20 protein-coding genes are annotated in these 26,339 nt (G+C 64.6%); 5 read left to right on the top strand and 15 right to left on the bottom strand.

Annotated features, from left to right (window positions below):
• Positions 1 to 103 precede the first annotated feature (103 nt).
• Entirely contained in the window at positions 104 to 790 is a 687-nt protein-coding gene (locus VT84_RS33445; protein ID WP_082842594.1) for an FHA domain-containing protein, read from the top strand.
• A gap of 261 nt (positions 791 to 1,051) precedes the next feature.
• On the opposite strand, the gene dnaE is transcribed toward VT84_RS33445, so the two are convergent.
• The 8 genes from dnaE to VT84_RS33405 form a co-directional block, all read right to left on the bottom strand.
• Complete coding sequence (gene dnaE, locus VT84_RS33440; protein WP_082842593.1) at positions 1,052 to 5,899, bottom strand: DNA polymerase III subunit alpha; 4,848 nt, start codon at positions 5,897 to 5,899, stop codon at positions 1,052 to 1,054.
• A gap of 167 nt (positions 5,900 to 6,066) precedes the next feature.
• Entirely contained in the window at positions 6,067 to 6,651 is a 585-nt protein-coding gene (thpR, locus tag VT84_RS33435; RefSeq protein ID WP_157470124.1) for an RNA 2',3'-cyclic phosphodiesterase, read from the bottom strand.
• 23 nt (positions 6,652 to 6,674) lie between these two features.
• Positions 6,675 to 7,661: an adenosine kinase gene (locus VT84_RS33430; protein ID WP_082842591.1), complete on the bottom strand. Its 987-nt coding sequence runs from the start codon at positions 7,659 to 7,661 to the stop codon at positions 6,675 to 6,677.
• Positions 7,658 to 8,062 (bottom strand): type II toxin-antitoxin system PemK/MazF family toxin, encoded by a 405-nt coding sequence (locus VT84_RS33425; RefSeq protein ID WP_052550980.1) that lies wholly within the window; start codon positions 8,060 to 8,062, stop codon positions 7,658 to 7,660. Before VT84_RS33425 ends, VT84_RS33430 begins: the two co-directional genes overlap by 4 nt.
• Before the next feature lie 6 nt (positions 8,063 to 8,068).
• Positions 8,069 to 8,545: a hypothetical protein gene (locus tag VT84_RS33420; protein ID WP_052550983.1), complete on the bottom strand. Its 477-nt coding sequence runs from the start codon at positions 8,543 to 8,545 to the stop codon at positions 8,069 to 8,071.
• A 29-nt stretch (positions 8,546 to 8,574) separates the two neighbouring features.
• Positions 8,575 to 10,140: a glutamate--tRNA ligase gene (locus VT84_RS33415; protein ID WP_082842590.1), complete on the bottom strand. Its 1,566-nt coding sequence runs from the start codon at positions 10,138 to 10,140 to the stop codon at positions 8,575 to 8,577.
• A 119-nt stretch (positions 10,141 to 10,259) separates the two neighbouring features.
• Entirely contained in the window at positions 10,260 to 10,775 is a 516-nt protein-coding gene (locus tag VT84_RS33410) for a MaoC/PaaZ C-terminal domain-containing protein (RefSeq protein ID WP_082842589.1), read from the bottom strand.
• 133 nt (positions 10,776 to 10,908) lie between these two features.
• Entirely contained in the window at positions 10,909 to 11,316 is a 408-nt protein-coding gene (locus tag VT84_RS33405; protein ID WP_082842588.1) for an acyl-CoA thioesterase, read from the bottom strand.
• A gap of 71 nt (positions 11,317 to 11,387) precedes the next feature.
• Here VT84_RS33405 and VT84_RS33400 point away from each other — a divergent pair, with 71 nt between their 5' ends.
• Both VT84_RS33400 and VT84_RS33395 read left to right on the top strand, forming a co-directional pair.
• Entirely contained in the window at positions 11,388 to 11,774 is a 387-nt protein-coding gene (locus tag VT84_RS33400; RefSeq protein WP_082842587.1) for an immunity protein YezG family protein, read from the top strand.
• Between the two features lie 60 nt (positions 11,775 to 11,834).
• Positions 11,835 to 12,284: a hypothetical protein gene (locus VT84_RS33395; RefSeq protein ID WP_082842586.1), complete on the top strand. Its 450-nt coding sequence runs from the start codon at positions 11,835 to 11,837 to the stop codon at positions 12,282 to 12,284.
• A gap of 8 nt (positions 12,285 to 12,292) precedes the next feature.
• Here VT84_RS33395 and VT84_RS33390 read toward each other — a convergent pair whose 3' ends face one another.
• The 6 genes from VT84_RS33390 to VT84_RS33365 form a co-directional block, all read right to left on the bottom strand.
• Positions 12,293 to 14,689: a PAS domain-containing sensor histidine kinase gene (locus VT84_RS33390; RefSeq protein ID WP_082842585.1), complete on the bottom strand. Its 2,397-nt coding sequence runs from the start codon at positions 14,687 to 14,689 to the stop codon at positions 12,293 to 12,295.
• A gap of 204 nt (positions 14,690 to 14,893) precedes the next feature.
• Positions 14,894 to 15,625: a DUF1080 domain-containing protein gene (locus VT84_RS33385; protein ID WP_082842584.1), complete on the bottom strand. Its 732-nt coding sequence runs from the start codon at positions 15,623 to 15,625 to the stop codon at positions 14,894 to 14,896.
• A gap of 115 nt (positions 15,626 to 15,740) precedes the next feature.
• Positions 15,741 to 15,995 (bottom strand): hypothetical protein, encoded by a 255-nt coding sequence (locus tag VT84_RS33380; protein ID WP_082842583.1) that lies wholly within the window; start codon positions 15,993 to 15,995, stop codon positions 15,741 to 15,743.
• 24 nt (positions 15,996 to 16,019) lie between these two features.
• Positions 16,020 to 17,969, bottom strand: a complete 1,950-nt coding sequence (locus VT84_RS33375) for a PAS domain-containing sensor histidine kinase (RefSeq protein WP_162271936.1) — start codon at positions 17,967 to 17,969, stop codon at positions 16,020 to 16,022.
• Positions 17,970 to 18,136: 167 nt separating this feature from the next.
• Complete coding sequence (locus VT84_RS33370; RefSeq protein WP_082842581.1) at positions 18,137 to 19,618, bottom strand: alpha/beta hydrolase-fold protein; 1,482 nt, start codon at positions 19,616 to 19,618, stop codon at positions 18,137 to 18,139.
• Positions 19,619 to 19,739: 121 nt separating this feature from the next.
• Complete coding sequence (locus VT84_RS33365) at positions 19,740 to 22,205, bottom strand: DUF1549 and DUF1553 domain-containing protein (RefSeq protein WP_239465541.1); 2,466 nt, start codon at positions 22,203 to 22,205, stop codon at positions 19,740 to 19,742.
• A gap of 569 nt (positions 22,206 to 22,774) precedes the next feature.
• On the opposite strand from VT84_RS33365, the gene VT84_RS33360 reads away from it, so the two are divergent.
• Positions 22,775 to 24,136 (top strand): serine/threonine-protein kinase, encoded by a 1,362-nt coding sequence (locus VT84_RS33360; protein ID WP_082842579.1) that lies wholly within the window; start codon positions 22,775 to 22,777, stop codon positions 24,134 to 24,136.
• Here VT84_RS33360 and VT84_RS33355 read toward each other — a convergent pair.
• Positions 24,117 to 25,484: an MFS transporter gene (locus VT84_RS33355; RefSeq protein ID WP_082842578.1), complete on the bottom strand. Its 1,368-nt coding sequence runs from the start codon at positions 25,482 to 25,484 to the stop codon at positions 24,117 to 24,119. The genes VT84_RS33360 and VT84_RS33355 overlap by 20 nt on opposite strands.
• A 205-nt stretch (positions 25,485 to 25,689) precedes the next feature.
• Between VT84_RS33355 and VT84_RS33350 the strand changes: the two genes are divergently transcribed.
• Positions 25,690 to 26,166 carry a DinB family protein gene (locus VT84_RS33350; RefSeq protein WP_082842577.1) on the top strand — a complete coding sequence of 159 codons (477 nt, stop codon included), beginning with the start codon at positions 25,690 to 25,692 and terminating at the stop codon, positions 26,164 to 26,166.
• Positions 26,167 to 26,339: the final 173 nt, after the last annotated feature.

Here is a 26,339-nt window from a genome sequence, read left to right as displayed (position 1 = left end):
CCCATCAGTGGTTTTTACGCCCGACCCGAATTGGTTGTGCTATACCACATCCATCGGGCCTCCCGCTTCCAATCGGGTCCGGGCGCCGGCACAGGACTTTTCAATGCGCACCGTTACCTTCCTGGTTCTCGAAGGGGTCGATAAGGGCCGGGTCTACAAAGATCTGCCCATCCCCGTTACGATCGGCCGGGAAGAGGGCAACGGCCTCCGTCTTAACGACGAGCGCGTCAGCCGGTTCCACGCCAAGGTCCAGGTCGAAGACAACGACATCATCCTGACGGACCTCGACAGCACGAACGGTACCCGGGTGAACGGCACCGCGGTCCAGATCCGGCGCCTGCGCCCCGGCGATCAGGTGTCGATCGGCCGCAGCATGTTGCTGTTCGGGACGATGGAAGAGATCGCGGCGCGCAAGGCCGCGGTGCCCGCCAACAACGCGGGCGGCCAAGTACAAACGATCCGGGCCGACGAGCTCCAGGCCGCGTCCGGGCGCGTCTCGGTGGCCGACAGCCAGCGCACGGTGGCCCCGTCCCCGCCCCCGGCCGGGGGGTGGACCGCGTTCGACGACGACGTCCCGCCCCTCCCGCAGAAGCTCACCCCGTCGCAAGCCGCCCGTCTCGCCGAAATCCTGGACTACCTGCACAAGGGACTGACCACGGCCGTCGAGAACATCGACGCGAACGAGGACGGCACCGAGGTGCGGATCGGGTTCGCCGAGTGGCAAACGATCCAGGCCGTGCAGATGCTCCTCGCGCGCTACGCGCGCAGCATCTCCGAACCGACAGTGTAAGTATTTGTTTCTATTCGCTTGACCGTGCGGGCGTCGATCGCGTCGCCCGCACTGCGCTTAGCACGCACAAACAGTGACCGTCCCTTCTGCCATACCCACCGCCAATAAGCTCCCGTCCGGCGATACCGCCAAGCACGTTGGGTGCCCCGTAACGGGGACGCCCAAACGTGATTCCGCCCAGTTCTGCGCGTGCGTGATCTGCGCGCTCGTCGTGTGCTCTCGCAACACCGCTGCCCGACCTCGCACGCGCCGCGGACCGCGTCAGCGCGAGAAGATGATCGCGCCCTGTCCTAACAGCATTTCGAGTTCTTCGAGCTTGATCGACGCCGGGTTGATCCGGAAATCGTCGTTGAACTTCAACTGCACCTGTTTGCCGTTCGGGTCGCGGACGCTCATGTACACCGGGCACTGCCCCCGGTTGCGCTTCAGGATGAGGCTCACCGCTTCGAGCTTCCGCAGCGTCTCGTCGTCCTCGGTGTAGGCGAGCTTCAGCACCATGCTCTTGGTGAACTCGGCCCGGGCCTCGTCGAGCGTGATGATCTTCTTGATGGCGAAGTCCGGCTCCGCCCGATCGGGCGCCCAGTTCAACACGCCCTCGAAGATCGCGACCGTGTCCGAGTTGATCTGCTCCCGGAACCGCGAGTACTCGTCGGACCACAGGATGCACCGCACGGAATCGGTGAAGTCCTCGATGCGGAACATGGCGTACTTCTTGCCGATGTTGCGGCCCTTGTTCGCGGTGCGCACGTCGAGGTTCGTAATCATCCCGCCGATGCGGGCCTCGGTGCCGTTCTTCGCGCCCTTCGTGAGCATGACGCAGTCGTGCGTGCGGAACCGGCGCAACTGCTCGTCGTGCTGTGCGAGCGGGTGGCTCGAGATGTAGAACCCGAGCACCTCCTTTTCGCGCTTCAGGCGCTCGGTTTCGGACCACTCGTCCGTGTCGAGAAGGCCCTGCGCGGCGGGTCCGCTGTTGGCCTCCTCTTCCACGTCGTCGAACAGCCCGGTCTGGCCCTTGCGCTTCTCGGCGGCGCGCTGGTCCGCCACCGCGTAGGCCTTCGCAACGGAGGCGAACTGTGCGGACCGCTTCCCGAACACGTCGAACGCCCCGGCTTGAATCATGCACTCGGCCGCGGCCTTGGCGAGGATGCGCCGGTCGACCCGCTCGCAGAAGTCGAACAGATCCTTGAACTTGCCGCCCTCGGTACGCGCGCGCACGACCTCAAGGGCGGCGCCGCGCCCGACCCCCTTGATCGCCGTCAGCCCGAAGATGATGCGGTTGTGCTGCACGTCGAAATCGGCCATCCCGCGGTTCACGTCGGGCGGGAGCACGTCGATGCCGAGCTTGCGGGCGTCGGAGATGTGGTCGATGAACACGTCGCGCTTGTTACCGTCGTCGATCTCGGACGACAGCAGCGCGGCCATGTACTCGGCGGTGTAGTGCGTCTTCAGGTACGCGGTCTGGAAGCCGATCTGCGCGTACGCAGCGGTGTGCGAGTTGTGGACGATCAGCCCGTCGGCGACGAAGTTGTGGTCGCGGTCAACGGTCAGGTCGTAGGTGTCCCGCACGCCCACGAACTCGACAGAAACGACGCGGTCCCAGAACACGTCCGAGTCGGCAACGGCCGCGAGCCGGGCGGACCCGAAGAACGCGGCGAGTTTGGCGATGGTCGGGCGCCGGTATCCCTTCTTCCCGGCCGCGGGCGTCCCATAGAAATCTTGGACGGAGACATCGGCCTGTTGTTCCAGTTGCTCCCAGGTCAGCCCGCGCGCTGTGCGCTCCTCGTCCACCCACTTGCGCACTTCCAGCGGTACGGTGTCCTTGCTCGTTAGCCCCCGGACGGTCCCGGCGACGTGGGCGCGTAAAAGCTCGACGGCGACCTCGCGCCCGAGGCAGTGCGGGGCGATCCGGGCGAGGAACGTTTCGGCCGCCCCATCACCGAGCACGTGGACCGTGAACCCGGGTCTCGTGCCGCCCCGGTACTTGAACTGCTTCTCGTGAATGCGCCCCACGATCCCCAGGCGCAATAGCAGGTGCTGAACGTCTTCCGCCAGCCGGCGCGACGACGTCGCGTAGAACGGCACCCGGAGGGCGTCGTTCGCGATGAACCCGTCGCCGGCCCAGAGCCGCCCGAGGAACAGTTCGATGTCCGCGTCGCACAGCCGGAACACGGCGGGGGGGACGAACTTCTCCGTTGCTTTCTTGCCGAGGATGCCGAGGCGCTGCGCCCAGACGAACGCGCCCGACCGCGCGGGCGCGTCCAGCAGCGCGAGCGCGCTTTCCCGTTCCGCTTTCGATTTGAGGCGCGTATCGCGCCCCGTGTTCGCTCGCACTTCCAGGTTCCGGCGGTTCGGGCGCGCGTACACTTTCGCAACGGTGTCCGGGAACTGGCCGATCGCGTGCGCGAAGTCGTCGATCATTTTTTGATCGTTGCCGTAGAAGTACAGCGTCGTCGGGTGGCAGGTGTTGCCCTCGGAGAGTAACCCGGCGAGGGCGACGATTTCGTGCGCGGGCCACGACTCGGTGGTCGGTACCGCGAGCCGGCGCGGGGCGGCGATGCGGTCCCCGGGCTCGAGGTCGCCCAAGTTCGTCCACCCGCCGAGCGTCCGGAACGGGTGGTTCGCGGTCGCGGTGATCCGCTTACCGAGTTCCGTGGTGAGGCGGTACACGCGCTTTCGGCCGTTCCACACCACGTCCGTTACGGGGCGCGAAACGAGCTTCTCACCGGCCCCGAGCGCGTGAACCGTGAACGGGCGCTTCTGGGCGAACAGTTCACCGACCGTTGCCACCTCCCCCGACTCGGCATCAGTAACCCGGGCGTCAGGCGCCAGGCACTTGTTAAAACCATACCCGCCGAATTTGACGATAAGGTCAAAAATCTCTTCGGCCTTCTCCGCGCTCATCTCCCGCTGGGTCGCGCCCGCAACGAAGTCGGCCTTCCGCGCGTTGATGATCTCGAAGTTCTTCTTGCTGATCGCCTTGATGCACGCATACGCTTTGGCCAGCTCGATCCCGCCCATGCGGTTCAGCATCCGCATGATCTGTTCCTGGTACACCATCACGCCGTAGGTCTCGGTCAGCACTTCCTCGACGATCGGGTGCGGGTACTCCGGCTTCTTGCGGCCGTTCTTGCACTCGACGTACTCGTCCACCATGCCGCCCTCGATCGGCCCCGGCCGGTACAGCGCGAGGACGGCGATCAGGTCGCGGATGTTGTCGGGCTTCATCCGCTTGAGCAGCTCGCGAATGCCCTCACTTTCGAGCTGGAACACGCCCTTCGCGTCGCCGCGCTGGAGCAGCTTGTACGTGTCCGGGTCGGTGAGCGGGAACTTCGTCGGCTCGACGGTCACCTTGCGGGTCTTTTGGATCAGCTTCACGCAGTTGTCGAGCACCGTCAGGTTGCGGAGCCCCAGGAAGTCCATCTTCAGCAACCCGACCTTCTCGAGGATGCCCATCTCCCACTGGGTGGTCATCGTGGTCGTGTCGCCGGAGTTGTCGTCCCCCTTCTTGGGCGGGCGCTGGACCGGCACGTAGTTGGTGACCGGGCCGTTCGCGATCACCACCCCGGCCGCGTGCGTGCCCACGTTCCGGTTCGCGCCCTCCAGCTTCAGCGCGATGTCCACCACCTGTTTGATGGCGGGATCCTGGTCGTACTCGCGCTTGAAGTCCGGCGACTCGTCGAGCGCCTCCTGGAGGCTCTTCGCGATCGCCCCCTTCATCGGGACGAGCTTGCACAGCGCGTTCATGCGCTCCGGGGCCTGCCCCAGCACGCGGCCCACGTCCTTGAGCGCGGCCTTCGCCGCGAGCGTCCCGAACGTCCCGATCTGCGCCACCGATTCGGTGCCGTACTTGCGCTTCACGTAGTCGATGACGAGCTCGCGGCGCTCCTGGCAGAAGTCGATATCGATGTCGGGCGCTTCCGAGCGGTTCGGGTCGAGGAACCGCTCGAACAGCAGGTCGTACTCGATCGGGCACACGTGGCTCATGTACAGCAGGTAGCAGACGATCGCGCCGCACCCGGAGCCACGGGCCGTGCAGGGGATGCCCTCCTCGCGCGCGAACCGCACGAAGTCCCACACCACGAGGAAGTAGGTGGAGAACCCCATCTTGTTGATGATGCCGAGTTCGTGGTCCAGGCGCTTGCGCACCGCCTCGCTCGGCTCGGCCCCGTACCGCTCGTACATGCCCCGCTCGCACAGCTCGCGCAGGTACGCGTCGGGCGTCTTCTCGTCGGGCGTGACGAACACCGGGAAGTAACGCTTCTTGAAGTCGATGTCGATGTTGACCTTGTCCGCGATCTCCTGGCTGCGCGCGACGGCGTCCTGGTGGTTGGGGAAGAGCCGGTACATGTCCTCCGGGCTGCGGACGAAGTACGGGTTCGCCATCCGCTCTTCGGGGTACTTCTTCTTCCGCGGGTCGTGCATCTGGCGCGTGTTGATGCAGAACAGCACGTCGTGCGCTTGCGCGTCCTCGGAGCACAGGTAGTGCGCGTCGGCCGTGGCCACGAGCGGCACGCCGAGCTTGTTGGCAATGTCCGCGGCCACGGGCGTACACTGATCCTGGAGCCCGATGCCGTTATTCTGGATCTCGATGTAGAAGTCTTCGCCGAACACCTTCCGGAACCACTTCGCGGTCTTCTCGGCCTCGTGGGGCTTGTCCTTGATGATGTACTGGTTGAACTCACCCGCCAGGCACCCGCTCAGGCACATGATGCCCTCGTGGTACTGCTCGAGGATCTCTTTGTCGATGCGCGGGTTGCGGTAGAACCCTTCCAGGTACGCGATGCTCGACAGCTTGATGAGGTTCTTGAGCCCGGCTTCGTTTTTGGCGAGCAAGGTGAGGTGCGTGGAGAACCCGAGTTCGCCCTTGCTGTCGCGCTCCAGGCGCGAGCCCGGCGCCAGATACGCTTCGTACCCGATGATGGGCTTGATGCCGCCCTTCTTGCACTCCATGTAGAATTCGATGGCGCCGTACAGGTTCCCGTGGTCGGTGATCGCGACCGCGTTCATGCCCAGCTCTTTCGTCTGCTTCACCAGCGGCTGGATGCGGTTGAACCCGTCCAGCATGCTGTAGTGGGTGTGCAGGTGCAGGTGGCAGAAGCAACGGGCCATTCGTGGCGCCCCGGTGGGTCGTAGTGGACGGGCGGATAAGCGAGGTCACTTGTCGTTATACCGCGGTCGCGCCGGGAGCGGAAGGTGAACCGGGCACCCGCGGCGCTGGGAACCAGCGCCGGTGGCAGACGTGATGTGTGTGCGGATTGCGTGTGCCAGTCGGAAGGTCACGAACGCGCTTTGCCGGTCAGAGGGGCGCGCCCCAGGACCGTGTACGCCGGGCCGTCGCGGTCCATTTCGCTGCAATACACCACGACTTCTTCAACCGCGACGCGCCCGCCCTGCCACGCCATCCGCTTGGGAATTTCGGTCGCGAGTGCGAACCCGTCTTCGGGGCTATTGATGCGACCGAGTGTAAGGTGCGGCGTGTACCCGCGCTCCTCGGTGCGGTAGCAGCCGAGTTCCAGCATTTCTTCTTCGAGGTCCGTGTACAGCCGCTGGAGCGATTCCGCGCCGTCGGTGACGCCGCCCCACAGCACTTTCGGGCGCCGTGGGGTCGGGAACGCGCCTACGCCAGAAACCCGGAGGGAGAACGGCGGTTCGCTCGCGGCGACCGCTTTAACGGCTTTGCACACCGCGTGCAGTTCTCGGTCGTCCACTTCGCCTAGGAACAGCAGTGTGACGTGCATGTTCTCGGGCGTCACCCATTTCACGCCCGTTGCGATTTTCGCCAGTTCCCGTTGGAGCGCGGTCGCGCTCCCGCGAATCGCGGCGCCGACATCGACACCAATAAACGTTCTCGTTCGTTTCATGTTTTCTGTGATTAGTGCGATTTCTAAACGCACGCCTCGCGCCAGTAGTCACGCACCCCGTGGTGGAGCCGCGCGCCGATTTGGGTAATGACCTTCATTGCCAGGAAGTTCGCGGCCCGGGCCGCTTTTTCCGCGGCGATCCCGTGCGTGATACCGTAGAGGAACGCCCCCGCGAACATGTCGCCCGCGCCGGTCAGGTCGGCCGGCTTGCACTCGAACGCCGGGATGTGGTGCTCCGCGTCGTGGTAGCGGAGGAACGCGCCGTTCGGGCCGTCGGTGACGACGACGTTCGGAACGACGCTTTTCAGTTTCGCGAACGCTTCCTCGGCCGTACTCGTCCCCGCAACCGCCATTGCCTCGGTTGCGTTACAGAAGAGCAGGTCGCTCTGCTTGAGTGCTTCGTGGAACGCTTCGCCGAACACTTGCGGGATGAAGGCGTCGGAGCACGTCAGAGCGATCTTCGTGCCGCTCGCTTTCGCCGCTTTGAGCGATTCACGGATCGCGAGCTGGCCGGTCGCGGGGTTCGCGAAGATATACCCCTCCACGAACAGCCACTCGCTCGCGGCGATCTTCTCGGCGGGCACGTGGCGCGCCGCGAGGTGGCTCGACACCGCGAGGCACGTGCGCATCGTGCGCTCGGCGTCGGGCGTGATGATGCTCACGCAGGTACCGGTCGTTTCGCCCACGAGCGGGGCGTTTGTGAAGTCGATGTCCAGTTCGCGGAACTCTTCGGTGTAGTGCAGGCCGTAGCGGTCGTCGCCCACGCACCCGATGAACGCCCCCTTACCGCCGAGCTGCGAGCACGCGATGACGGAGTTCGCCACGCTCCCGCCGCTCACGAGGCGCGGTTCGCGCCCGTGGAACGCGGTGAGCAGCTTCTGCTGCTCCTCGCGCTCGGTGAGGCGCATCGTCCCCTTCTCGAACGCGAGCGGCCCGAACTCTGCGTCGTTTAGTTCGAGGAGGATATCGACCAGCGAGTTACCGAGGCCGATGAGGTGGAATTCTTTCATGAATTCGGTTCTGTTTCTGGTGGTACGGGGTCCGCGGGGGCACTTCGCAGCGCGCGAACAATCTCCAGAATACGAGCCATCTCCGCAAACGGCACAACTCCGCCCACATCACCAGGGCTGATTGCGGCGACCGACACCGTGATCAACCACGAGCACACCACAACGTTGCGCCGGTTCAACTTGGTCCGCGGGTGCCCGTCGCGGTGCCAGGGGACTTCGACCGATACGTTCGGCGGCGACTGATCGATTTGGGTGCTCATCGCCGCAACGACAATTTCTCCTTCGGCAGTGATTTCGACCGTAGGAGTCAAAACAACCGCCGGTCGCCGTTTTGGGTTCCGGCCCTGTGGATCGAGCACCTCGATCCACACGATCCGTCCTTGTTGGAGGGGCGAACTCACGGCGGGCTACTCCGGCGTCGCGAGTGTGTCGTCGGCTTCATCGAACCACGCTTGCGGTGGCGGGTTCTTCGCGGCCAACTCCTTGAGTTGATCGTTCGAGAGCGAAACACGTTCCAGTAGGATTGTTTCGAGGTCTTCGAGCACTTGCCAGCGCGGGAAGAGTGAATCGTAGTGCTTCTGGAGCTGATCGCGCAGACGCGGGAGGCGGTTCACAAGTTCCGGGTGCGGGTACTCACCCGAGAACCGGTTCGCCAGCACAGAATAACCGTCGAGAACCTTGATGTGCCCCGTGAGTACCGCCTGATAGTCGTCCCGAGCGGCGTGCAACTCCTCGACCGAGCCGCTCTGAATTGCCTGATGACAAGCGCGGTCCCAGGCATCGACCAAGTGCCGAACCCCGCGTTCGTAGGGGAACCCCGGCTCCTCGAACCAAAAGAAGGGCGGAAACGGTCCCGCGAGTTCGCGTAACATCGGCGTGACCATTTTCGCCCTCCGCTGCACCAGCCCCTATTTTACGTCATCTTGATGGCGTTCTCAATCCGGGCGAGCACCTTGTCGCGGCCGAGGAGCACGAGCGTTTCCGGCAAGCCGAAGCCGGTCGTCTCACCGGTCACCGCGACGCGAAGTGGGCCGTCGAGATCCCGGGGCTTCACGCCCACCTTGGTCGCGTAGCCCATGAACGCCGCCAGGATCGTCGGCGCGTCGAACGGCTCTAGGACACGAAGCTCGTCCGCGAATCCGCGGAGCCGGTCCGCGATGCCGGGCTTCGCGAGCTTGTCGGCGACCGCCTTCGGGTTGTAGTCCGGCACGTCCTTCAGGAGAGGGGCCGCGTAAAACACGAAGTCGGACAGCAATTTGATGCGCTCCGCCGAAGCCTCTGCGATCTTCAGGAGGAGCGCGTGGGTCGCTTCCGGGATCGGATCGCTCACGAGCTTCGCGCGCCGGAGATATGGGAGCGAGCGCTCCAGCTTCTCCGCGGGCGAGAGCAACTTCATGTACTCGCCTTGCAGCCAGTTCAACTTCTTTTCGTCGAAGTTGCCGGACGCTTTCGTGACGCGGTCCAAACTGAAGTTCTTCAACACGACATCAAGCGGGATGAACTCATCGGTCTCATTGAGTGACCAACCGAGTCGCACAAGGTAATTAAGCAATGCGCCGGGGAGGTACCCCAACTCACGGTAATAAGCGACAGTAGCAATGTTCAGATCGTCGCGCCCCTTGATCTCGTCGTCGGTCCACCCGCACGCCTTAAGTTTGGTGATCTCGTCGGCAGAGAGTGCGGGCAGCCGCCGTTTGCTCATCTTCTCGCTCTTGTAATTAACAAGAGGAATGTGCGCGAACTCCGGCACTTTCGCACCGAGCGCTTTGTAGATGAGCACCTGCACCGGCGTGTTGGAGAGGTGCTCCTCCGCGCGAATCACGTGCGTGATGCCGAAATCGACCTCATCGACGACCGTCGCGAAGGCGTACAGCGCGCCGCACACGCCCGCCTCGTTCGGCGCACGCAGCAGGGCCGGGTCGCGGATCGTGTCGGTGCTCACCTCGACGCGGCCGCGGACGTGGTCCTCGAACACCACCGTCTCGCCGACCGGGACTTTCAGCAGAACCGGCGCGGGCTTCTCTTTGTAGAGGCGCAGGTTCTCCTCGGGGGCAGCGTCGCGGTTGCTCCCGCGGTGGACGTAGGCTTTCTTGAGCCGCGCCGCGAGGTCGCGCCGGCTGTCCTGCTCGGCCTGCGTGGTGTAGTCCGGGTACGCCTTGCCCTCGGCCATCAGCTTCATGGCGGCGGCGACGTACTTGTCGTTGCGCTGGCCCTGGAAGTACGGCTTGTGCGGGCCGAAGCTGTCGCCGCTGGCGTCCTTCGTCGGCCCCTCGTCCCAGTCCATGCCGAGCCAGTCGAAGCCGTCGAGAATGGGCTTCACGGCCTCGGCGCGGTTACGGGCCGCGTCGGTGTCGTCGATGCGGAGGACGAACTGCCCCTCGTGGCGCCGGGCGTAGAGCCAGTTGAAGAGAGCGGTGCGAACGCCCCCGATGTGCAGGTAGCCCGTCGGGCTGGGCGCGAAACGTGTGCGAACTGTCATGGCGGTGCGGCCGTCGGAACTCGGAACGGAACCAAAGCAAGGATACGAGAAGCGCGCGGAAGGTTCGAGCGTCAGCTCCCCCGTTCCGCGCGCTGGAGTTCCACACTCTTGGGCCGTAGTTACATCGGCCGGGTGTTCGACGCGGGAGCGGGGGCCGTCTCTTGGGCCGCGGCTTCGCGGGCCGGCGTCCGGCACTCGACGAGCGTAATCACCTCGCCGTCCTGCACCACCTTACCGTCCTGGTTGATGATGGACCGCTGCCAGAGGATCTCCCCGCGGCGCCCGCGCCCGCGGAGCGTTTTCTCTTTCACGCGGCTCACGTTGTGGACGGTGTCGCCGATGAAGACCGGCAGGTGGAAGTTCCACACGCAGACCCGGAGCATCGCGATCGTGCGGACCGGCGGCGCGATGATGCCCAGACCGCTGGCGATGCAGAAGATCGCGAACCCGTGCGCGATGGGCCGGCGGAACGGGGTGCCCTTGGCGAACTCGTGGTCGATGTGGATCGGGTTGAAGTCGCCGCTGAATCCGGCAAAGTTCACGATGTCCGCGTCCGTAACCGTGCGCCCACCGGACGTCCACTCCTGGCCCAGTTCCAGGTCGTCGAAGTAGAGGTGGAACGAGGAAAAACTCATTGTGCGGCCCCGTATTTCGGCAGTGCGCGGACAACAGTTTGTATACGTGTCTCAAGCGCCGGAACAAGGTGAACCCGGCCGCCGCGGGCGGTAGGGGCGGCTCGCGTGCCCCCACCGCTTTTGCGAGCAGGATTTACGCCTTCGGGAACAGTTCCACCGGCTTGCGCTCGGGCGTAGACAGGTCCACGCCGACGAACACGCCCTCCGCGGAGGTCACGTGAATCGTGTCCGCGCCGCGCTCGGCGTAAACCTCGATGTGAACAGTCATTGACGTGCGCCCGACTCGAACCACGGACGTCTCGAACCGCACCACGTCTCCGACGAGCACCGGCTTCTTGAACTCGACGCGGTTGATCGCGACCGTGACGAACGACGCCTTCGGGTTCCCGCCGCGGAGCTGCAATTCGCGCTGGGCGGTGATCGCCCCGGCCAAGTCGATGTACGACAGCAGCACGCCGCCGAAGATGGTCCCGTGCCGGTTCGTGTCGCGGGGCATCATCGGGACTTGGACGGCGATATAGGGTGGCGTCGGCTCGGACATGCGGACTCCTGGTTCGGGCGCGGTGATGGTAAACTGCGGAACCGACCGCGCCGGGACCAGAGGACCGAACCATGATCGATGGACTCGAACCACTGTTCCAGCAAATTGCAGGCTCCATGCAGGCGGCGATCCCAGAGGATTGGGATGCGGCACAATTTGAAGCGATTTTCTACGCTGATGGGAGCACTTACGAGGCGGAGTACACTCGCAAAGCGGACGGCAAAGCGAAGTCTTTTCAGCCCTCTGCCGGTGGAAGTCGTGCCTTCCGGCAACTTCGAGAACGATTTAGAGAGACGGGGCAACCGGTGTGGGGGCGAGTCAGTTTTGAGTTGCGTTCGGATGGTACTTTCAATGTGAATTGGGATTACGACAATTGCGACGAAAACGGCAATAAGCGGTTCGATGAAGAGGGAGAACTTCGACGACACGAATCACGCCGCAATCGTCTGTCATCCTGATCTGCTAGACGGCAATCTGGCCAAATATTGGGATCAACGCCGAGAAATGTGAGGTGACTCATGGCCGAACGGATAATTTGGCGCCCAAACAGCATTTCCCCGGAAGAATGGGGGAAATTGAGTCAGGACGAGCAGATCAAGTGGTGGAATGAATACCAACCAAAACCGGTGCTGACACAGCACCCGCTGCATTTGTTGAAGTGGTACACCAGGGGAATATTTACCGGCCCGGAGCTCGCGTCGCGTGTCTGGGAACAACTCACGGAAGAGAACATCGGTGAGTTCCTGGACGGGTGCCCGGAAGAGTGCCTGCTGGTCCTTCAAGAAGACAGTGACCGCTTACCCGCTGACGGTGATGATCAAGGCTGGCAGAAATTAATTACAATCCGAGGTGGTTGTTATTCACGTTGGGTGTCCAAAGAAGAAAGCGAACAAGCTCTGAAGAAGGAAAGACAAGCATTTCGTGAGGGGTTACGTGTCTTCCGCAAGGTAACAAAGACCAGACGGTAAGAATCGCTTCAGCCGCTCCCGTCGAGAACGGCCCGCACCTTGTGCGCCAGGGATTGCGGGGTGAACGGCTTCTGGAGGAAGGCGTCGGTCGCTTCGACGATCCCGTGCCGGACGACCGCGTCGTCCGTGTACCCACTCATGAACAGCACCTTCAAGTACTGGCGCTGTGCCCGGATCGCTTCGGCCGCCTTGCGCCCGTTCGTCCCCGGCATCACCACGTCCGTTACCAGCATGTGAATCGGCCCCGTATAGGCAGCCGCCACCGCGATCGCCTCCGCCCCGTTCGCTGCTTCCAGCACCCGGTACCCCTGGCTCTCCAGGGTCAACCGGGCGAGCCGCCGGACCCCGTCCTCGTCTTCCGCAATCAGCACCGTCTCCGTGCCCCGCTTGACCGGCGCCCGGTCGTCCACGCGACTTCTGGGCTCGGTTTCGGTTGTTGCCGGGAGCAGGATCTTGAACGTGGTCCCCACACCCAGCTCGCTGTACACGTCGACGTACCCGCCGTGGGTCTGAACGACGCCGTACACCATCGCCAGTCCCAAGCCGGTTCCCCGGCCCGGGGCCTTCGTGGTGAAGAACGGCTCGAACATGCGCGCCTTCACCTCGTCCGTCATTCCTTCGCCGGTGTCGGACACGGCCAATTGAACGTACCGCCCGGGAGCGAGGTCCGGGTACGTCTCCTCGTCCCCCTCGTCCAAACGCACGTTCCGCGTCTCGATCGTGAGGCGCCCGCCCTTGGGCATTGCGTCCCGGGCGTTCACGGCCAGGTTCATGACGACCTGCTCGATCTGACTCGGGTCCGCACGCACGGGCGCGAGATCCTGGGCCGGCGCGGTGGACAGGACCACGTCCGCCCCGATCAGTCGGTCGAGCAGCTTCACCGATCGGGTAACAACCTCATTCAAATCTAGCACTTGCGGCTCGGTGATCGCTTTGCGGCTGAACGTCAGCAGTTGTCGCGTGAGGGCCGCGGCCCGGTCTCCGGCGTCGCGGATCGCTTCTGCCGCGGTGCGGTCCGCGTTCGTGTAAGTTCGGGCTGCGAGGAGCACCTCGCAATACCCGTTGATGATGGTGAGCAGGTTGTTGAAGTCGTGTGCCACCCCGCCCGCGAGCCGACCCACGGCTTCCATCTTCTGAGCCTGACGGAACTGCTCTTCGAGCTTCTTGCGCCCGGTCGCGTCGCGCACCACAACGGTGAAATGGGCCGCGTCCCCCAATCGGAATGCGGCCACCGAGAGTTCGGCGGGGAACGTCGCCCCGTCGCGCCGCCGGCCCTGGACCTCGCGCCCGATACCATTCGTGGGGCGCTTTATCGCTGACGGAACATCGGCGAGTTCCGCGCCGAGCGGTTCCGCGACCAGTTCCCGCATCGGGTGCCCAACAAGTTCGCCCTCCGGGTACCCGAACGCGCGGTCCGCGGCCGGGTTCGCGGACCGGATGATGCCGCGATCGTCCATTGTGACGACCGCGTCGGGGACGCTCCCCATTACCGCACGGAGCACCTCGGCCCGTTGACGGGCTTCCTCCTCGGCGTCCCGCAACCGCAGATCCAGGGCGTGAACGGTTAACCCGGTCCAGACCACGAGGGCCGTGAACAGGGCCGTAGCCGATACCACCATCAGCGCCAGACCGAATGTAGTGTCGTAATACCCGGCCCGCTCACCGGCCAATCGTACCCAACCGAGCGCGAACAGACCCACCGCGGCGAGCGGCAGTTGCCGGCGGATCACCAACCCGCCCGCCGTCCCACTCGCGATGACGCCCACAATTCCCCGGCTGGGACGGGCCGCCAGGGTACCCAGAGCCAACAAGAAAAGTGCGCAGGCCGCAGGTGCGGACACGGCAGAAAATGGCCAGACTTCGTGCAGAGACGCGACCCCGTAGATGTACCCCGCCAGGACGATCAGAGCGATGGCGGCGACCAACAGGGCCAGTACGTGAGCGGGAGCCCGTCCCCGAATGGCGGGGGCATCCAGGAGCAGCAGGGCCAGCCCGATCAGGATGAAACTCGTGGCTGTGGCCGGCGCCATCCGCCCCGGGTGGGGGGACGCGGGGTAACCGGGACCGACCGGGGCAATGAGCTGATCGATCCCTAATTCGAGTTCAGCGAGGTACTGCGAAAGTGTGAGAAGCCCAATGGTTATGGCAAGCGCGGCCGCTGACCGCCCCACCCATTTCAATCGCGTGCCCGAGACAGAGAGAAACAGCGCGACCCCAGATGCCAGGAACCCGCTGGCGGTGTTCGCTTTCATGACCCCGAGTTCGGGGCTGGGGCTGGTGAGTACGGAAACGTTGAACGCCCACCCGACCAAAACGACCGCCCCGACCGAGCCGACGACGAGGGCAACGGCCCGGCTGAAGCGGTGGAACCGGACGTCGGAAACGGCGAGCGGGGGAGCTGTCATAATGGACGACAGTAGGGCGATCCCGATCGCCGGGCGGAGGCAGCGACGTGAAGAGGGACGATCGGGTCTCGTGTTATTAAGAGTATCACAGGTTTCAGTGGTTGCAAAACGTGAACCCGAAAGAACATCGGGCGCCACGGATGTTCCCGTGATTGATATACACCCTTCCGAGGATTCGTTCAACCCGGATAGAACGTCCCCGGGTCATTTGACGGTGAGTAGCTTGTCTTCCTTCGGGAACGTTTCCAGCACCAGCCCCTTAAACTGAACCTCTTGCGGTACCGTGTTCGAGTGCAACTGGAGGCCGATCGGGGCTTCCTTGATGCGGTCCGGGAGCGGGTCGCGCCAGTCCACGACCGCGGTCCCGTTGACCGCGACGCGGACGCGGTTGCCCTGGGCCAAAATTTCGATGTCGTTCCAGTCGTGCTGCTTGCCGACCTTCTTCGCCGGTCCACCGTCCACCGGGAGGCCGTTGCGCCCGAACAGGTCGTACATTCCGTACCCGGACGGGAACATGACGAGGTGCCCTGCGTAGGTGTGTTTCGTGCGATCCTTTTCCGGTTCCTTGCTCACCTCCGGCTTCACAATGCCCCAGAAACACACACCGGAGTGCATCTCGGACGTGACCAGCTTCGACGCGAACGTGAGCCGGAAGTCGGTGTACTTGTTCTTGGTCAGCAGGTACGTGCTGAACTTCAGCGGGTCCGTGTTCTTCGCGACGATGACGCCGTCCTTGACCGACCACAGGTCGGTGTAGCCCTCCCAGCCGTCGAGGGTTTTGCCGTCGAAGAGCTTGATCGTCTCACTCTTCCCCTCGCGGGGCTTCACGACCGGCGCCTCTTTGGGCGCACCAGACTTCTGATCACCGGATTTCTTGTCCTGACCGAGAGCCACACCGGGGGCGAGCACGAGTAGCAGTGGAACAAAGCAGCGCATGTGGATGCGTCCCTGATAGATGGAGAGGGCCGGGTGTTAGTACCCGCCGGATGATACCACTTGCGTTGGGGAGGGTGTGGGCGAATCGCGAAATGTGTATTAGCAGACGGTCCGGTTATTCGCCGGTAAAGCCGTACTCGGTTTTCATGCGGGCGCTCACGTCGGCCGGCGGATCGGTGCCGTAGCCGGACGCGATGACGCGCCCGTAAGCGTTCAGTTCGAGTTCGCCGGAAGACGCGCGCTGGAACGCGGTCCGCTTCGCCGGGTCCACCAGCAGGAAGTACCACGCCGCGCGGCCGGTCGAATCGTTCCCGCGCACGAGGAACACGTTGGTCGCCCGCTCGCGCCGGACCCGGTCGGCGAAACTCATAACCACCCTCCGCCCGCCGAAAAGCTACGGCCCAACAGTATCAATTACGATCTTTAATAGTTCATCGGCCCGAAACGGCTTGCGCAGGAAACCGGCCAACCCTTTTCCCTCGAACCCGGACGTCGCTTCTTGCGCCGCGAACCCGCTGGTGAGGACGACGCGGACGTCCCCCCGCAAGCGCCGCATCTCGCGGTACGCCTCCGCGCCGCCGAGCCGCGGCATGGTCAGGTCGAGGAGCACGAGAGCGAACTCGCCCGGTTCGACGGCGAACGCCTCGACCCCCGCCCGCCCGTCGCGGGCCACGGTGACCACGAACCCGACGAGTTCGAGGATCTTCCGGGTGAACACCTGCACGTCTTCCTCGTCGTCCACCACGAGCACCCGGCGCCCGCGCCCGGCCATCGTCGGCACCGCGGGCACCGGCACGCTCGTTTCGCTGGGCCGGTCGAGTGCCGGGAGCAACACCTTGAACGTGGTTCCCTTGCCCACCTGCGAGTACACCTTGATCGCGCCCCGGTGGGCGCGGACGATCCCCTGCACCGCGGCCAACCCCAGCCCGCGCCCGGTGAACTTCGTGGTGAAGAACGGGTCGAAGATCTTCGACTGTACGTCCTCCGTCATCCCGCTGCCGGTGTCCGACACTTCGAGGTACACGTACCGGCCGGGCGCGAGTTCCGCGGCGGCCTGGATCTCGGACAGGTAGCGCGCGTCCGCGTCGATGAGCCCGGTCGTCAGGGTGATGACCCCGCTCCGCGGTTCGATCGCGTCCGAGGCGTTGGTGATGAGGTTCATCACGATTTGCCGGAGTTGCGTCGGGTCGGCCTGAACCGAGGGGAGCCCGATCGTCAGGTTGTACTTGAGAACGGCCCGCTTCGAGAGGGCCGTGGCCAGGAGCTGGCTCATCTCCTGGGTGAGCACGTTCAGGTCGACCGGGTGAACGACGAACTGCCCGCGCCCCGCGTAGGCGAGCATCTGCTGGCACAGTTCGGCCGCGCGCTGGGCCGCGGACTCGATCCGCTTTAAGTCCTCGCTGATCGGGTCGTTCGGCGGGAGCCGCATCCGGCTCAGCGAGGCGTACCCGAGCATCGCGGTGAGCAGGTTGTTGAAGTCGTGCGCGATCCCGCCCGCCAGCACCCCGAGACTTTCTAATTTCTGCGACTGGAGCAACTGGCGATCGTATTTCTGTTGTTGCTCGCGCGCACGCAGATCGGCTTCCAGTTCGCGCCGGGCGTCCTCCGCGGCCCGGCGGTCGGTCACGTCCCGGCCGACCGCTTGCACCTCGACCAACTCGCCGCTCGGCACGTAGAACCCGCGGTTCACGAACTCCATCCAGCGCATCCGCCCGGCCCCGTCCGTCAAACGGTTCTCGATCCGGACCACCGGTTTGGTCGGTGCCATCGTCGCGAGTTCGGACTCGATGTGCGCGCGGTCGTCCGGGTGAACGAGCGGTTGCCACGAGTGCCCGATCAACTCTTCGACGCGCTTCCCGAACATGCGGCAGTACACGTCGTTGACGAACGTGATGGTCCCGTCCGGGCGGAACCGGCACACGACCTCCGTTTGGTCCTCGACGACCTTGCGGTACCGCTCCTCGCTCTCGCGCAGGGCGATTTCGGCGTGAGATTGGGCGGTGATGTTGGTCGCGGTGGCGAGCACCCCGGCGCCCTCGGGGAGCGCGGTGAGGTTCACGAGGAGGGTGACGGGGCCGATCGCGGCCGGGAACCGCAGCGTGTGCGCGAGCGGCTCGCCCGAGGTGCAGACGCGCTCCAGGTTCGCACTGATCTCGGCCGCGACCTCTTGCGGCAGCCCGACCTCCGTGACCTTGAGACCGAGCAACTGGTCCAGGGGGCGCCCGACCATGCGGCACCCGGCCGGGTTCACGAACGTGTGGCGCCCGTCCCGGTCGAAGCCGACTACGGGGGTGGGGAGCAGATCGAAGATCGCTCGGAAGGTATCGTTCGGTGAGTCGGGCACAGTTGGGCCTGGGAACACGGGGGAGCGACCGCGTTACTGCCGGATTGTAACCGCGTGGGACCGACGACAAAATCGCAACCGTATCGAACAGACGATACGGTTGCAATTGGATCGAAATCCCCTCACTATTCAAGGAGACGCAGGCGAACGGAAACAGAGCCGCCCGATTAGCGCGTGGCTTTCTCGGTCTTACGGCACGAAGAGGCCATTTCCTCGTTCATCCGCTTCCGGAGCACCGGGTCAACGAGGTTCCCGTGGTTCCGCTTCGGGAACAGTTCCACCACGGCGTCGCTCTTGAGGTCCGCGAGCGATTGTTTGAGCAGCCGCGTCGCGCCTTCGAGGTAGAACGTGTCCTCGTCGCCCATGTATACGTGAATCTTGCCACCGAGCTTTGGTCCGAGCGTCTTCCAGTTGCGCTCCAGGACGAGCCGAATGTCGTACTTCTCCCACGTCTTCGCGACCTTCGGGTCGACGGCCCCCGTCGCGCGGTTCCACAAATGTTGGGGGTGGCCGTCGGCCCCACGGGGGCTGAAGACCGCTTCAAACGAACCGAGTTGCCCGCCGCGAGTCATGTACTCTTCCATGTCGGAGAACGGCTTGAAGAACAACATCGGTTTGCCGTTCGCGCGGCCGAGCGGGCGCGGCTTCCCGTCCGCATCGGTGAACGTGTTCACGCCCTTCGCGTAGAGATCGATCAGTTGGAAGTCGCGGAAGTCGACCGGGTCCGGCGCTGTGGACCAGCACCCGGCAAACGTGTCCGGGTGCGCGACCTGGAGCCACAAGCTACTCCACCCGCCGGACGAATGTCCGGTCGCAAATCGCGTTCCGTTCCCGCGATAAATTTTCTCCAGGTGTGGAATCAGTTCCTCCACCAGCGCCCGACCGACCGGCCCATTGTTTTCCGAGTCCGCGAACACGTGGTGCCCGAGCCGGCAGTTCGGGTCGAGCACCACCCAGATCATCTCCGTGCCGTTCACGTCCCACGCTTTGCGCGCTGCGGCGCCCGCGGCTGCGAAGTGGTTCCCACCGAACCCGGGCACCTCGTACACGACCGGGTACTTGCGGTTCGGTTCCTTTGCGAAGGACGGCGGGAGCACGACGCCCCCACGCAGACTCATCGGCTTACCGTGGAACTTGCTCAGCAGCTTGCTTTCGACCTCGACGAGCTTGACCGTGTCGGTGTCTTTGAACTCGCGGGCCTTGACCACCTGATCGAGCTTGAGTTCGATGGTGCCGGACGTTTTGGGGTCGAGATCGAGTTGTTTCGTCTTCGCGTAGACGTTGCCGGGCGAAGCGAGGAAGTCGATCCCGCCCAGGTCGCGGTCCATCACCGCGCTGACGTGATACTCCCCGGGTTTGAGGTCCGCGAGCGGTGCGGGATAGGCGACGGCCTTCGCATTGAGCACGAGCGGTTCGCCGGGCTTCCAGTTCTTGACGTCCTTGGCGAGCCCCGGTTCGGGTTTGAACCAGTTCATGCCGACCGGGGGAGAGGCCCCGTTCGAGCGGATCGTCACGTACACGCGCCCGCTGAACGGCACGTCGCACGCGGCCTTATCGAACGTGAGTTTGAATTCCAGTGACTTCGGATCAGCCGCGTGCGCGCCGGGCGCGAGCGCGAGAAGAGCAAGGGCGATGAGGGCGGAGCGCATGGTATTGGGACCAAACCAATAATGAAAAGAACCGACCGGGTTCAACAAGATTAGCAGGAGCGGTGGGTCCGTTCCCGTTAATCTTGTTAAACCCGGCCGGTTTCTTCTTTCGCGTGCGCGCTTAGTGCCGGAAGAGGAACTCGCGGGTGTTCACGAGCGCCCAAACCAGGTCTTCCCACGCCTTGCGTTTGTCGTCGCGCTTCGCAACGTGGTCCAGCGCGATCTGTTTCTCGTCCGCGAACGGGGCGCGCCCGAGCGCGGCGAAGTACAGTTCGTTCAGGATCTCGTCGTCCTTCATCTTCGCGGCGAGCAGCTTACCGAGCCGGTTGTTCGCCCCGCGGACCTTCTCGTTCACGGTCGGCCCGTTGATGAGCTGCAGGGCTTGCGCGAGGTTCCCGTCGCTCTCGCGCTCGCACTCGCACGCCAGTTCGCGGGCCGGTTGACCGAACGCCTTCAGGAACGGGTGGTTCACCTCGCCGTCGGGGAGCTGGATTGCCCGGGTGCCCACCGGCAGGCCCGCGAACTTCTCGGGCATCGCGGTGAAGTCGCAGATCGCGTCCAGCAGTTGCTCGGCCGTGAGCAGCTTCGTCACCGCGTGCGAGAAGTACTTGTTGTCGTCCCGGTTCGAGTCGTTCGGCTGCGCGGAGAGCTGGTACGTCCGCGACTTCATGATGGTCTTCACCAGCACCTTCATGTCGAACTTGTTCTTGGCGAAGTCCTTCGCGAGCGCGTCGAGCAACTCGTCGTTGCACGACGGGTTGGAGTCGCGGAAATCGTCCACCGGGTCCACGATCCCCTTGCCCATCAGGTGGAACCACACGCGGTTCGCAACCGACTTGCTGAAGAAGGCGTTCTCCGACGAGGTGAGCCACGCGGCCAGCACCGCGCGCCGGTCCTCGCTCGGCTTCACGTCCGCGTCGCCCGTGCCGATGTAGCGCGGCTTCATCTGCTTGCCGGTGCGCGGTTGGTTCACCTCGCCGTCGCGCGCGGTGAAGACCACTTCCGCGGTCACTGCCCCGTTCGGCTTGGCCCCGATGGTCGGTTCCGGCTTGGTCCGCACGCGGGCGAACCACGCGGCCATGCCGTAGTAGTCGTCCTGGCTCCAGCGCTCGAACGGGTGGTTGTGGCACTTCGCGCACTGCATCCGCACCCCGAGGAACAGTTGCGCGGTCGTCTCCGCGAGGGCGGTCGGGTCTTTCGCGATGCGGTAGTAGTTCGCGGGCGGGTTCGAGTAGGAGTTCCCGTTGGCGGTGATGACCTCCTGCACGATCTTGTCCATCGGCGTGTTCTTCAGGAAGTGCCCGCGGAGCCACGCCTGCATGCCGTAGCTGCCCTTCACCTGGATCGTCTTGCGGCTCGAGCGCAGCACGTCGGCCCACTTGAGCGCCCAGAAGTCCGCGAACTCCGGCGTGTCGACGAGCGCGTCGATGAGTTTGTCGCGCTTCTTCGCGTCCTTGTCGGCGAGGAAGGCTTTGGCCTCGTCGGTCGTGGGCATCCGGCCGATGCAGTCGAGGTACGCCCGGCGCACGAACTCGTGGTCCTCGCTCAGTTCGGAGGGCGCGATGCTCATCTGCTTGAGCTTGGCGAACGTGTGCGTGTCGACGAAGTTCGTTTCGGTCGGCTTGGGCCACACGAACCCGTCGCGCGGTTCGAGGTACGTGATGCGCACCGCGACCAGTTCTTCGAGGTACCGGCACAGGATCGCGACCTCGCCCGAGCGCTTGAACTCGACCATCCCGGTCGGCGTGACGTCCGCGATGGACGGGTCGCTGCTGCTGAAGTTCGTGAGCCGGGTCACGTCGCGCTGGGAGTCATCGGCGAACGTGGCCACGACGCCCAGTTGCTGCCACTTGCTCGGGGCCTTGAGCAGGCGCGCCGGCGGGGTGACTTCGACCTTCTTCACGGCCGGCAGCGTCGGGGCGTCGTCCTTCAACCCTTCCGCGAGCCACGCCGTTACTACTTCGCCCGGCACGCTGGTCGCGCCGAACCGCTGGCCGCCCTCGTGCGGAACGCGGCCCACGCCCTTGAGCAGCAGGAGGCTCTGTTCCGGGTCGTGTTTCCCGGTGCGCCGGCCGAACTGCTCGCGCGTGAGTTGCAGATAGTCCGCGGCCGGGTCGAACCCGCGGAGCGAGAGCTTGAAGCCGTTCTTACCGCTCGGCGTGCCGTGGCACGCGCCCATGTTGCACCCGCCCACGTTCATTGCGGCAATCACGTCGCGGCGGAAACTGACCGGGGTGACTTTATCCATGCCCGCAACGGTCACTGCCACGCGGACCTCTTTACCGTTCGCGCGAACGGTGACGGTTGCGTTCCCGTTCTTCTTGGGGCGCAGGTACCCGCCTTCTTGCAGATCGACCACGCCGGCCGGCTCGACCTTCAAATCGACCACGCCGGTCAGGTCGCGCACCGATCCGTCGCCGTACTTCCCGTTCACAACGAGCTGGCGTGCGTCTCTTACTCCACTGAGCGTCACGGTTTGCGGGAACGCCTCAATGGTGGCGGGCTGACCGATGACGGCCTTACGTTCTTCCGCCTCAACCGGCGGGGCCGCGAACGCAGGAGCGGTAGTCGCAAGCGCGAATGCCAATCCAAAACCCCGCGCGCAAGCGGAGAGAGAAAATCGCGTTCGAGCGAGATCGAATTGCATGGCGTAGTCCTCGCGAGTGCGGCGAGCCGGACCATCAGCGCCCGGTGGGTGGGTGAGGTAGAACGCGGACTGCGGTAGGCTGGTGCAGGTGTGAACAGCCATTAGCATAAACCGGCCGGCGCCGCCGAGCGAGAGGAAAACACAGAACCTCGCCACGCCGCTTTTTGGTGAGAAATTGGCTGAAATTCCAGCGTTTCGGTTGATCGACTCTTCCTGGATCGTGAGAGAGGGCGAAAATCTTTTCGCGCCCCACGCGAATCATCGTTACCTGATCGTTACCTCAGTACAGCGGTTCTCGATCGTCTAAACGGTAGGTGGCTCCGTGAAGATTCGGACGGTTACACGAATTCGCGCAGAACGGTCGGCGCGAATCGGAAACGTCTCCTACAGTGGAGTGCCCCGTGGTCCGAAGCCCCGAACACGAGCCGGTGGGCACGGAACGGCCGACCGATAACACGACAGGAATCTGCCGCCGGAGCAATAGCAATTGCCGACGCGGTGCGTCGCCCATGCACACCACTCACCCGATTGCGGACCGCGACGCGCTGCTGGAAGCGGCCTGTACCGCCGGGTTGTTCACCACCCCCAATCAAATTCAAAAAGCCGTAGACCGCACGACGCCCGGCCCCGCACGCGCTGCGGCCCGTGCCCTCGTGACGTCCGGGTTGCTCACGCAGTTCCAGGTCGACCGCTTGCTCGCCGGGCGCACCGACGGGTTCCGGATCGGCCCGTACATCGTCCTCGACCAGATCGGGCGCGGGGCGATGAGCTGCGTGTACAAGGCGAAGCACCAGACGATGAACCGGTCGGTCGCGATCAAGGTGTTCGCCGCCGATCTGACGCGGACCGCCGAGGAGCGCCAGGCGTTTCAGAGCGCGGCGCAGGCGGCCGGTAAACTCACGCACACGAACATCGTCACGGCCTTCGACGCGAACGAACTGCACGACCGGTTCTATCTCGTGCTGGAGCTGGTAGACGGCCCGAGCCTGGACGCACTCGTGCGGCAACACGGCCCGCTCCCGGTGGGGGAAGCGTGTGAGTTCGTGCGACAACTCGCGCACGGCTTGAGCCACGCCCACGACCACGGAATGGTTCACCGCGCCCTGGAACCGAGCGGGATTCTCGTCACGCGGGCGACGCCGTCCGCGCGGTCCGCGGCCAAGATCGCGAACTTCGGCGTCCCGCGGTTCGAGATCGGGGCGCCCGACTTCGCCGCGCCGGAACAGTTCCGCGCTCCCGCGACGGTCGATGCCCGCACCGATTTGTACTCACTCGGCTGTGTCTTCTACTTCCTTCTGACCGGGCACGCGCCGTTTACGGGCGGGACCGGGGGAGAGATCACGCGCCGGCAGTTGCTGGAAGACGCCCCGCGTATTGATCGCTTGCGCCCGGACGTGCCGCCCGGAGTGACCGCGATCGTTCACCGACTGTTGATGAAGTTACCCGGCGAGCGATTCGCGTCCGCCGCGGAACTGATTAGCCACCTCGACGCGGTCCACGTGCCGGTTGCGCCCGGGTCCGGGTACATCAGCTTCGATACGCCGGTCGCCATACCGTACCCCTACGACAGCGGCTACCTCACCGGGCACTACGGCCAGCCGGACGGCTCGGGCGCGTACCCGCTGTCCCACTCGGGGTTCGGGCTCCCGGTTGTGGAGCCGTCGCCGTGGGAACAGATCACCGACGAGGCCGTGTGCGAAGTGACCGCGGTGGATTTGAGGAACACCCCTGCCCCACGAAAGGTGCTCAAGCTCAACCCGTCCGTTCACCGCGAGCCGGCGCCGCTCTGGAAGAACGCCGGGTTCCTCGTCGGCGCCGTGCTGCTGGCCTTCATGTGCGCCGGCGCGGTCATCAGGCTGATGGCGAAGTAGGCTTTTCGACGGGCTTCGTCGCATCGAGCATCAGCCCGCAGATGGCCGCGATGACGTAGCACGTCGCACAGATCGCGAACGCGGCCTCCCACCCACCGATCCGTTTCGTTTCGCCCAACAATCGCGGCGAAAGTGCCGCGCCGAAGTTGCCCAGCATGTTCCCGAAGCCGAGCGCGGCCCCGACGCTCTTTCCGCCCACGTCCTGGGCGTAGGCCCACACGGACGGAATCCCCAAGTCCTGACAGAACGCCATCAGCGCCAGCGCCGCGACCGCGAACCACAGCCCCGGTGCCGAACTCAGAACCGCACACATTGCGGCCCCCAGCGCCATCGTCGTCGCGATGGGCGCACTCCGCCCCCAGCGGGCGCCGAGCCGCTGACGGATCGCGTCCGTCACCATCCCGCCGACGATCATGCCCACGCACCCCGCGAGGAGCACGCCGGTTTGAATGGTGCTGCGCTGCGAGATGTCTACGTTCGCGTCTTTCAAATAGGTCGGGAGCAGTGTGACGAGGAACGCCCATGAAATGTTGTTGCAGAACTGGAGCGTGCCGAAGAACCACATGCCCCGGTTACTGGCGAGCGTGATGAGCTGGCGCTTGAACGGTGGAGGTGCGGTGTTCACGAGCAGAGTCGCGTGTTCGCCGATTTCGGGTTCTGCTCCCGGAGGTACGGGCGGAAGTGCGTGCCAATCGGTTCCTGGGCTTTCTTCAGGGACCACGCGAGTCGGTTCCGGGTACGGTTCCGGCGGGTGATCGCGAACAACGAGCCAGAACAAAAGCGCAACGACCAAACCGCACGCACCATACAGGACGAACACGCCGCGCCAGTTCATCCCGGATTCACCCGCCGCGATGCCCGCAATGGCGACGCCCGCGAGGAGCTTGCCGAGCGTCGTGGTGAGCGTCGGTGCGAACGCTCCACCAACTCGCCCGCCCAGCGAAACCACCGAGTTGAAGCGTCCGCGTTCGTGCGGGCGCGCCCAGCGCTTGATGAGACTGGCTGCGGCGGGATACGCGCCCGCTTCGGACAGTCCCAGGAGCAACCGTACCCCGAACAGTGCGCCGAACGACCACGCCAGCCCGGTCAGCGCGGTGACCACCGACCACAGCGCGATCGACACGGTGAGTACGAGGCGCGGGCCGTACCGGTCCGCGAGCGCCCCCACCGGGATCTGGAACAGGGCGTAAGTGAAGAAGAACGCGCCGAGCGCGCTTTCTTTCTGCTCCTCGCTCAGTGCGAGATCTGTCTGAATGGGGTCCGCGAGAATCGAGATGCAAACGCGATCGATGTACAGCAGTAGCGCGGCGAAGGCGGTGATCCCGACGATGAAATAGCGCTGGGGCATGGTGCTCCGGGTGAATCTGCGCGGAACGTGGTCGCGGTGTGTGAGGCGCGCACGTCGGCGCCTGCGGGTGGGATCACCGGAGTGTAGCAACTCGGGCGGGGGGATGCACGGAGAAACGCCGCGGAGCGGTATTGAAAGCTCACCCGTCCCGCGCGGTACAACATCGCGGTACGACTGATTTTTCACCGAACCCGGAACCGGACCGATGGCTTCCCCTCAAGAACTGGCCGATCAGTACCTCGCCGGCGCCGAACAGGTCCGCGCCGCGGTCGCGGGCATGACCCGCGAGCAACTCGCCGCGCGCCCCGTCGCCAACAAGTGGAGCACGCTGGAAGTCGTCTGCCACATCAGCGATTTCGAGTCGGTCCTCGCCGACCGCATGAAACGAATCATCGCGCTGGCCAGCGAGGTGCCACTCCTGATGAGCGCGGACGAAACGCTGTTCGCGCAGGAACTCGGGTACAACCAGCGCGACGCGGAGGAAGAACTGGCGCTGATCGAAGCGACCCGCAGACAAATGGCACGCATCATCCGCGGGCTGACCCCGGAACAGCTCCAGCGCACCGGCAACCACAACAAGCGCGGGCTGCAAACGTTAGAGCGGGTGATTCAACTGGCGATCAACCACATTCCGCACCACCTCACGTTCATCGGCGAGAAGCGCAAAGCCCTGGAAGCGTAGGCTCACTCGAATCTGTGTTCTGTAAGCGGAATGCAGCGTCGAGAGCTTGCGTTTGTGTTCGTGGTACAGGCCTCTGGCCTATGGAATCGTTCGCACAGGCCAGAGGCCTGTACCACGAACCGCAATTAAACGCACCAATCCAATGCAGCACAAACGAAAGAAGGCCCACCGTT

The sequence above is a fragment of the Gemmata sp. SH-PL17 genome, assembly GCF_001610855.1.
Classification (GTDB): Bacteria; Planctomycetota; Planctomycetia; order Gemmatales; family Gemmataceae; genus Gemmata; species Gemmata massiliana.
This window is presented reverse-complemented; position numbering and strand designations above follow the sequence as displayed.